At 44.3% G+C, this 9,759-nt stretch carries 3 protein-coding genes and 2 pseudogenes; 2 read left to right on the top strand and 3 right to left on the bottom strand.

Annotation, left to right across the window (positions count from 1 at the left end):
- Positions 1–397: pseudogene (locus tag AB4482_RS00760) on the bottom strand (IS4 family transposase); the annotation flags it as partial.
- Between the two features lie 95 nt (positions 398–492).
- Here AB4482_RS00760 and AB4482_RS00755 point away from each other — a divergent pair.
- Positions 493–2,199 (top strand): annotated as a pseudogene (locus AB4482_RS00755) (PKD domain-containing protein); the annotation flags it as partial.
- A gap of 213 nt (positions 2,200–2,412) precedes the next feature.
- On the opposite strand, the gene AB4482_RS00750 reads toward AB4482_RS00755, so the two are convergent.
- Positions 2,413–3,588, bottom strand: coding sequence for an MFS transporter (locus tag AB4482_RS00750; RefSeq protein ID WP_017061890.1), 1,176 nt, complete (start codon positions 3,586–3,588; stop codon positions 2,413–2,415).
- A gap of 243 nt (positions 3,589–3,831) precedes the next feature.
- On the opposite strand from AB4482_RS00750, the gene AB4482_RS00745 reads away from it, so the two are divergent.
- Positions 3,832–4,722 carry a LysR family transcriptional regulator gene (locus AB4482_RS00745; protein ID WP_017061891.1) on the top strand — a complete coding sequence of 297 codons (891 nt, stop codon included), beginning with the start codon at positions 3,832–3,834 and terminating at the stop codon, positions 4,720–4,722.
- Positions 4,723–4,816: 94 nt separating this feature from the next.
- Here the strand turns inward: AB4482_RS00745 and AB4482_RS00740 are convergent, their stop codons facing one another.
- Entirely contained in the window at positions 4,817–9,712 is a 4,896-nt protein-coding gene (locus tag AB4482_RS00740; RefSeq protein WP_372180390.1) for an ATP-binding protein, read from the bottom strand.
- Between the last annotated feature and the right edge of the window lie 47 nt (positions 9,713–9,759).

Genomic DNA, 9,759 nt, shown 5'->3' with positions numbered 1-9,759 from the left:
GATGGATGTGGAAAGAGCTGCCATCTTGAAGCAGTACATCATCAAAGGTGTCGAGCTTATTTGGTAGACCGACATTCTGCTGGCGAGCAAATTGAGCTATTGCTCGCATAACAAGTTGCCGCATGAAATTAGGAAACTCATTTTTCCTCAACTGGTTATGGTAAGGCTTGTATGCCACGGCACCTTCAGGGCTCAAGCACATCCCATTGAATTGTCGCAGTAAATCCGCAATGGAAGTGCAGTTTCCTTTGCTTAACGCGGCCACTAAGCTAATGACTAGCTGCTCGGGTAATATCGCCCGACACCGTTTCATCAGGCCTGTACTTTTCGCCATTTTTTGGAGGGTGTCAGCATTAAAGAATTGCTTAAATTGCTTCTGTAAGGAGATAATCGTCATCGGCTTCACTATTGATGTAGGTAGTTTGTTTGGCGACGATTATCTGATCATAAATGAAGCCTTTTTTCTATCTAAATAAACAAGTTAGCTCTTAAGATCCTGTCTATGACTGGTCAATCATGTCTTCGGGCAGTTGGGCTGGTCAAATTGGTGGTACACAACCAACGGCATTCAGCTCTTGGGCAAAACACTTCCTACAGAAATCGATTGGCGGACGTTGGGTTAACGATGATCAGCTCTCGATTGATGACCTAGAAGACAATCCACAAGTGTATACGCTGTTCCAAACAACGGATAACAGTCGTCCTAACATGATCAAAGTGGATCTTCCTGAAAAGCAGATTGAAAGTCTGAAACCCTTTGAGGGCGAGTATTCATTCCACTCTCAAAAAGGCGATGATCTGAAAAACAGTATGACTCGCAAGTTGATGATCCCAGCGGGTGATTCTGCACTGTTGTCTTTCAAAACTTGGTATGAGATTGAAAAAGACTACGACTTTGCGCGCGTGCTAATCAACGGACAAGCCATTGCAGGAAACATTACCTCAATGGACGATCCATACAACACGGACCTCGTTCCTGCTATTGGCGGCGAATCTGGCGGATGGGTCGACGCTGAGTTCGACGTTTCACAATGGGCAGGCCAAGAAGTGGAACTGTCTTTTGAATACATCACCGATGGCGGCTTAGCAATGGAAGGCTTCTATTTAGATAACCTTGCTGTTGTTGTCGATGGTGAAGTGACCTCAATAGACGATGGTGAAAGCAACTCCACCTTCGCCCTTAATGGTTACAAGCTGAGTAATGGATTCCATCAAGCGCAGCACTACTATCTATTGCAATGGCGCAGCCACATGGATGTTGATGAAGGCCTAGCGAACATCAAACGCATGGGACAACTGATGTCATTCGACCCTGGCTTGATCATTTGGTACGTCGACGAATCACTAACCGACAACTGGGTAGGTAAACACCCTGGTGAAGGTTGGTTAGGCGTGGTCGATGCAGACCAAAATGCCATGGTGTGGGCAAACTCTGGTGAAGCGGCTCAAACACGCTACCAAGTTCGAGACGCAGCGTTTTCACTCAAAGATCATACTCCAATGCGTCTTGTAAACAGCGACAACGATGTACTCGAAGATACCAGTTTGGTTGGCAATGCTAGCTTCTCGGATGACCAAGATTACACATCGCCTCAAGCACCAGATTCAGGACGCATCCTGACGGAGTTTGGTTTAGCGGTCGATATTGTGAATCAGAGTGATAACAACGAATACGGTGTGGTTCGCTTATCTAAAGTAAGCCAACACAACATCGTTCCTACTGCGAACTTCGAGCTTAATGTGACTGGTCTGACTGTTTCTGCAAACAACTTCAGCTCAGACCAAGACGGTGAGATCGCCCGTTACCTATGGGACTTTGGGAACGGCACAACAAGTAACGAAGTGGCACCAACTTGGTCTTACGAGCAAGCGGGCGAATACACGGTGAACTTGACTGTTGTCGACGACAAAGGCGCTACCGCTTCATTTAGCTCCGTAGTGAGTGTTGAATCTCCAAACGCCCTTCCAGAAGCGAGCGCGAAGTACATTCACTTGGGCCGCTGGGTAACCATGTGGTCTACAAGTTCAGACAGCGATGGTCGTATTGTTGATACCGAGTGGACACTTCCAAACGGAAAGGTGAAACGAGGTCGCACATTCACGTCAATCTTCCCTTCATACGGAAAGCACGAGGTGACACTGAAGATAATCGATGACCAAGGTGGGATTACCACTAAGACAATTTTGGTCGACCTGTAAATCATCGCTGGCTCTGTCATGCGTATTTACAACACAAGCTTAAGTACTGTTGTCACAGGATATAAGCCACGACAGCAGTTTTAAGAAAACGTTATTATTTAAGCCGTAAGCAAAGGCCCTACCGATTTGGTAGGGCTTTTTATTGGTCGCAGTTCGAGATACTAGGGTTTTAATCACAGTAACAAATTTACTGAACCACCATTCGATGAGCCATTACACAGGCTGCTTTTGAATACGCGATTTACGAGCACTGAATGCGAACAGCAAGATAACAGCTAACACGAATGGTAATACGTAGATATTGAGGTTCTGCCACCCTGCTGTCGATTCTAGCCAGCCAGAGAGCATCGCTGTAATCGTCACACAGCCAAAGACAATAAATTCATTAAACGCTTGTGCCTTAGCTTTATTCTGCGATTGGTAGGACTGACTAAACAAACCTGTTGCCGCGATAAACATAAAGTTCCAACCGACACCAAGCACAACTAGAGCCGCTCTGAAGTGCCAGATAGATTCGCCATGAATGTTAATCGCGATACAGACGACGAACAGAACCCCGCCTGCCAAGATCATCATTCTTGAGCCAAACTTCTCGATAAGTGAACCAGTAAAGAATGCAGGAACAAACATCCCCAATACGTGCCACTCAATGACGCCCGCTGCTTTGGTAAAGTCAAAGCCACAACCAATCATTGCCAATGGCGTTGCTGTCATCAGGATATTCATCACCGCATAAGCGACCATGGCAGCAAACACTGCGCCAATAAAGTTAGGCGCTTTTACTATCACACTGAGAGGATCGGATTTAGGTGCCTGACTATTAAAAGAGACTTTTGGAAACTGAATAGTTTGTAAGATGAGTAACGCAAGAATGTTCAATCCAATCAAAGAAGCAAAAGCACCAATGTACAAGCCATCTTGCGACCACTGTTGCGACATAATCGCCAAATTTGGTCCTAATACCGCGGCTAAAACGCCACCAGCCATCGAGATAGAGATCGCTCGGTGACGGGCATTTTCATCACACACCTCGATTGCAGCAAAACGATAAAGCGTGCCAAAACCTATGCCTATCCCAAGTAAGAACGTAGCGAAACAAAACAAATAGAAATGTTGTTGAGACAGTGCGTAGGTGGCAAGACTAGCTCCTGTAATGCCAACCACATTACCAATGCTAAATCCTCGCTTTCTCCCTAACTTGCCTGAAATTAAAGATGCTGGAATAGTGGCTGCCATTAAACCCAAAAACTGCAGTGCAACCGGCAAGGTGATCATGCTGACACTGGGTGCAATCTGCTTACCGATCAAACCAATCACAGAGATCAGTAATATGTTACCCGTCATCAACAAGGCCTGACACAGTGAAAGCAGCCAAACATTTCTATTCATCTTCGTTCCTAAATATGAGCACAGTTGGTCAATAGACCAAAAATTCAACAAAGTCGCAACACTTTGTTACTCATAGCAACTCTACAAAGCGACCAATAGACCAATATAAAGTGCTACCACCACATGACTTTGATTAGCGTTACTTAAGACGCTAGAGTTGAAATTATCATTACTTAAGATAATAATAATTTTCTGTTATTTATTGGCTTTGTTATTTATAGGCTTTAGTATTTGAAGGTGAGTATGATTAATCCACTTTGGCTCAATACGTTTAAGACTCTGGTTGAAGTTGGCCATTTCACCCAAACGGCAGAAAAGTTGTATATGACACAACCTGGAGTCAGCCAACACATCAAGAAGCTTGAACAAGCTTGTAATTGTGACCTGCTATCTCGAGAAAACAAGAGCTTCGAACTGACCGAACAGGGTCGGATTATGTATCGCTATGCGATCAAACTAGAGAAAGACCAAGAAGATCTTTTTGAGTCTCTGAGTTTTGATAACCCTTATGCTGGGCAATGTCACTTGTCTTGCTCTGGCTCACTCTCTTTGCGTCTGTATCCCAAGCTTCTTGAACTTCAACAGCAACACCAAGAGCTCAGCATTAACTTAGAAGCCGCTCCAAACAAAAAGATATTGAATGACCTAAGCGAAGGCACTACCGATATCGGCATTGTTAGGCATTCCCCGAACGACAGCTACTACCAAAGCCAAGTCATCGGCAAAGAAGCACTGTGTCTTATTGTTCACCACAGCCTTGCTGATTTAGAGATAACGCCGCAAGTATTGAATGACATTGGCCTGATTGCCCACCCAGATTCTGCACATTATCTGTCTTTGTATTTCGACCTTTGCGGAGATAAAGACTTAGCGAACATCAACGTTAATGAGATACCAAGATCTGGCTACATCAATCAGCTTCACCAGATCTTGCTACCCGTATCAAAAGGATTAGGTTTTACCGTGTTACCGGCTGGCGCGGTTGAACACTTCCCAGATAGAGACAAGCTACACGTTGTGCCGCCAAAGGTAGAAGTAGAGGAAACGCTGTATCTGGTTCAAAAACGAAACCGAAAACTGCCGCACCGATACGATACGGTTGTTGAGCTAATCAAACAGAACGTGAGTCGTTAGTTCGGTATAGATAGATTTAAAGCCTTTAGCTAGCTAGTTATTTCGCTATAAGAGCTAAAGGCTTTAATGTTGAAGTGATATTTATAAAAGACAACTACTCAGAAGCGCCAAGCCCCTCTTTTGCTCGTTCAAAGTCATAATTATCTAACGCACTTCGAACATCTTTGAGAACAACAGAATGTGGATACTGTGCCAGTAACTCAGTCACATATTGAGTTGCATCGTTATCATAAGCATCCAGCAGTGATAGCAACTGAGCATGCTGTTCTGACGTGATGCTCGGTGAATCAGAGGTATCAGCAAGACTCGCATCGGCTTCTTCAGTACTTGTCGTATTGAATCCCCCAACACCAGACACATCAAAGCTGATCTCAACTGCTTTAATCAGTTCGATTAACCCAAGTTCGCCTTGCTTAAGATCTGCTTCATCACACGCCTTGTTATGCGCTTTGCTTTCTAAATCACTGAGTAACTCTGCCAATCGCAATCCACCAATCGAAGCTGCCATGCTTTTTAAGGTATGTAGATTACGCTCTAACGTCTCCCAGTCGCCTTGTACTAAGTTATCAAAAGCATCCGACATAATGTCTGGCGATCCTTGGCAGAACCTATCAAGCATTTTGGCTTGCAGCTTCACATCATGATAAGTCAGTTGCTCAAACCTCGACTGAGAGAAAACAGGCGGCTCAATTTGGGGATCGGAGTGCAATTCCGAACTATTATCAGAATCACTGGCCAGTATCGTATCTGAAGACGTGTCTGATGGCGCTCGACCTTCAACTAAGACCTCAGGAACAATGTATCGAGTAATCAAAGACATCGCTTTATCAATAACAATAGGCTTATCCAAGAAGTCCGTGATGCCCGACGCCCTCGCTCGTTGTTTCGCATCAGCAAAAACATTGGCTGACATTGCAATAATCGGTACATCTATATCGAATTCACGAATCAAACGGGTAGCTTCAAAGCCGTCCATAATCGGCATTTGAAGATCCATGAAGATTATTTCGTAGTCGTTGTTTTTAGCTAACTCCAGCGCTTCCTTTCCGTTTTCAGCAAGATCGGCATTTAATTTAGAGCGACTGAAAAATGCTAAGGCGAGATCTTGGTTCAGCTCATTGTCTTCAACCAATAGCACTCTTTGCCCTTTGAACTCTATCTGATAATCCAGTTGCAACTCTTGAGCTTTGAAGTCGGCTAACGCATCCGAGCTTGAGCGTGGCAATGTCAGTACAAAGGAGAACTCACTGCCTTGCCCGTAAACACTCTCTACCGTAATTTGACTGCCCATCGCATGAACTAATTTCTGGCTAATGTTGAGCCCAAGCCCTGTACCGCCAAACCGACGTGTCGTTGTGGTATCCGCTTGGCTAAAGGCTTCAAACAGCTTGTGACGGTTCTCATCCAAAATGCCTATCCCGGTATCCATCACACTCACTCTCATGGTTAGGCTGCTGTCGTTCGAGTCAACATGCTCCACCGTTAATGCTACGCTGCCTTGTTCCGTAAACTTAATCGCGTTGCCCACAAGGTTGAGTATGACTTGGAACAACCTCAAGGGATCGCCTTGCAGTGGCGTGTCTAACTCTGGGTCGATGACCATCGACAAATTGAGTTGTTTCTCAGCTGCTTTCGACTCCATTAGTTCAATCACATCTTTAAAGGTCGTTACGGGATCAAACGGGACGTTATCAATAACAAGTTGTCCAGCTTCTATCTTTGAGAAATCAAGGATGTCATTGATGATACCGAGTAACGAATGGCCAGAACGGTGCACTTTCTCAATGTAATTTCGAGCGACAGGATTAGATATTTCGCCAATCGCCAGATAAGACAAGCCAATAATGGCGTTCATTGGGGTTCTTATCTCATGGCTCATATTGGCTAAGAATTCCGATTTAGCTTGGCTCGCCAAATCGGCTCTCTGTTTCTCTTCTTCCAATTGTTCGTTAAGGCGCTTCATTTCTGAAATATCGAATGCCCAAAATAGTGTGGCGACTTCACCATCAATCTCAAAAAGATAGTAACTGACCAAAGCAACAAATCGGGTTCCATCAGACTTTCTGAGTACTAACTCCCTATTTTCAACTTTACCGTTAAGGTCGAGCTCTTCATGCACGCCATCACGAACGCTCAGCGAGTCATGGATAGCGGCAACGTCGATAGAAGACAACGCCTGATCTTCCACGCCAAACAAACGTTTTGCCGTATCGTTCGCGTAACGAACCTCTTCTTCAAATACCACACTAGCTGCAATTGGAGAGCTATTTAGCATGTTGTAGAGTTGGTTCTGCGCCTTTTCCAGAGCTTCGGTCGCTTCCTTAGCAATACTGATCTGCTTCGCTAATTTACGATTCCAGAAAATAATAAGAAGAAGGATCACCAGAGAAAAAACCGAAATAGTGTAAACCAATTGATAATCAACTCTTTCTATCGCTTTGGGCGCCGCCCACTTTGCTGAGATCTTCTGGTGTTCTTCAGCCGAGATACTGCCTATCGCTTTGTTCACAATAGACAACAGCAAAGGTTCAGATTTGATGACATGCAGAGTTGGCGACAGGAAGAAGTCTAACCGGCCGATGATACCAACCCCTCGATGACCAAATGAATCAATGAGGTAATTGAGGACATCAACAGTGTCGACCATGCCGTCTAAGGTTTTATCATCCAATCGGTTGAGCCCATCGGCCGTGGATTCTACCTCTACCCACTCAACGTTCGGGTACTTATATAAAATCGCGTTAGTATTTGCCGCATTCTTCAATATACCGATTTTCCAACCATCAGCTTCTTCAAGTACCAAGCTACTAACGTCTCTTCTCGATGCAATGGCCAAACGACTTGAAAACAAGCTTTTAGCTGCTTTGACGTTATCTCCTAACGAACGATTCTCTTGAGCTGCTGAGACCAGTTCCACTTCATGATGATCAACCAAGCTTCGGGTCTCAGACCAATTCGCCACGTCAACATGCTGAATACTTAGCCCTGTTTTTTGTTCAATCAGCGTTAGATAATCATCAATCATCCCGATGTATTCACCGGTATTGGATACCGCTTCATAAGGTAACGAATTCGGATCGATACCTATACGTACATCCGGATTATCTTTAATCCACGCCCTCTCTTTTTGGCTTAGATTTAGGATCTCTCCAGTCAAGTTACTCGCTTGATAAACATCCGCAATATAGCGTTTCGCCGCATCTCCGAATGAACTAAATTGTTCGACAGATGGAAAATAAACATAGTTCCGCTCTAACGAATTAACATCAAAGTAGAAAGTCATCGAACCAGAGTTGATACTCCCTCCCTTGGTCCTATAATTCGCCACCTTGGTGACTGATGAAAAGTGAGAGGTATTTTTCTTCTCTCCATATTGATCAACTAGGTTGCCTATGTACCAAGATTTGATCGGGCGACTATTGTTATCCGCTTGTGCGGTGATCACCTGAAAAGAACTGTCCGTGTCGAAAATTTCAAACACTTCCGTCAACTCTTCAAAGCGGTCGTTGACGATAAAATACGCAGATATTTGCGCGATAATATTCGCTTTTTTAAGGACTAGGCTTAAATCACTCTGAACCTGCATCTCGATAATTTGGTTTAAGCCGTCATCCTCCTGTTTAAGCCTTTTAATTGCGGCATTGAAGCTATCTCTGATTTCTTCACTCTTAAAGTCCACATAGATCGGATACTCAACTTTATACTCGTCATGTAGCGTTAGCTCTGCCATTTCAATAAAACGAGTGTTGGTGATAAACCACTCTAGCACTCTTCGTTCAACCATTAGCAGGTCAACATTTTGAGCCCTCAACTGCGAGAATGCTGATTCAAGATCTTCGTAATCTTCAATACGATCAATGTCTAACTTACTCTTCAGAACTTCAACAGAGTTTTTAATTGTGGATGTTTCGTCGAACAATAACGCCCCTAATGATAGGTCTTTTGGGGATTGAAGTTGGAGTTTGCGGCGAGTTAGTGAAACAGGAACAAACTCAACATTAAAAACGTTATCACTTAAAAAGTGCGCATTAGGATCATCAAACTGAACACCAGAAAAAAAGGCTATAGAATTATTGTTATCGATGGCTTTTTTAGCGGCGCTAGGTGGAAGTGTGACAACGTCACCTAGTTTATATCCCATGTCATTCAGTGCACGCTGAAGAATGTCGTACTGTAGCCCGACTGCGGTGCTGTCTGGGTAAATATACGGAGGGTTACCAAAGCCAAACACGCCTTTTAGCGGCACTCGATAGGGGGAACTGTCTAGCCACTTCGATAAAATCTGGTTCTTGTTATCAACGTCGAAGGTTTCAATCTGTTTGTTGATTAGCGTCAGCAGTTCTGGTTCATCGGTTCGAATCACCATTGATGCTTCAAACCTTTTCCAATGCTCCAGAACATAATTTACCGCTAAATCATGAACGCCAATCTTTTTCGCAAGATCCATAGTGGTGATAGGTTCACCGACCATGCCTTCGACATCCCCGGCCCCTAACGCACGTACTGCATCAATAACGTTATCAAAATTCACTCGCTCAATAGAACTCAATTTGACACCGGCTCGCTCCAAATCGATATTTTCGTTAACCATCGCAATACGGCGTTTATTATTTTGATCTAGGTTTCCATCGAGTTTGTTGTCGATGGGAACAATCACTGCGACCTGATAAGGAATATAGGGAGCACTCGCAAGAAAACGGCCACCTTCACTTGGGCCGAACTGTTGGAATGGAAATACATCGCCTCGCCCGTCGACTAACGCGGCTTTAGCCTCGACACGCGAGTTAACTGTGACAAACCGAACATGAACACCAAAACGCTGTTCAAGATCTAATGTCCAATCTTTGATGATCCCAGAAACCTGCCCATCATCATCGATGAATGAGTAAGGATAATGGTTGGCCAAGACAACAAAAGTTACCGTTGGTTGGTTTCCCAACCACTGATTTAACTCAGTATCTGTTACCTCAGCAGCATTCGTAGATCGCATTAGCAGCGACCACACCACAAGTGTAATGACCAGAAAAACAACCAAAC

The sequence above is a fragment of the Vibrio sp. 10N.222.55.C7 genome, from assembly GCF_041473335.1.
Classification (GTDB): Bacteria; Pseudomonadota; Gammaproteobacteria; order Enterobacterales; family Vibrionaceae; genus Vibrio; species Vibrio crassostreae_C.
Note: the sequence above shows the minus strand (reverse complement) of the source record. Positions and strands in the feature narration are given on the sequence as shown.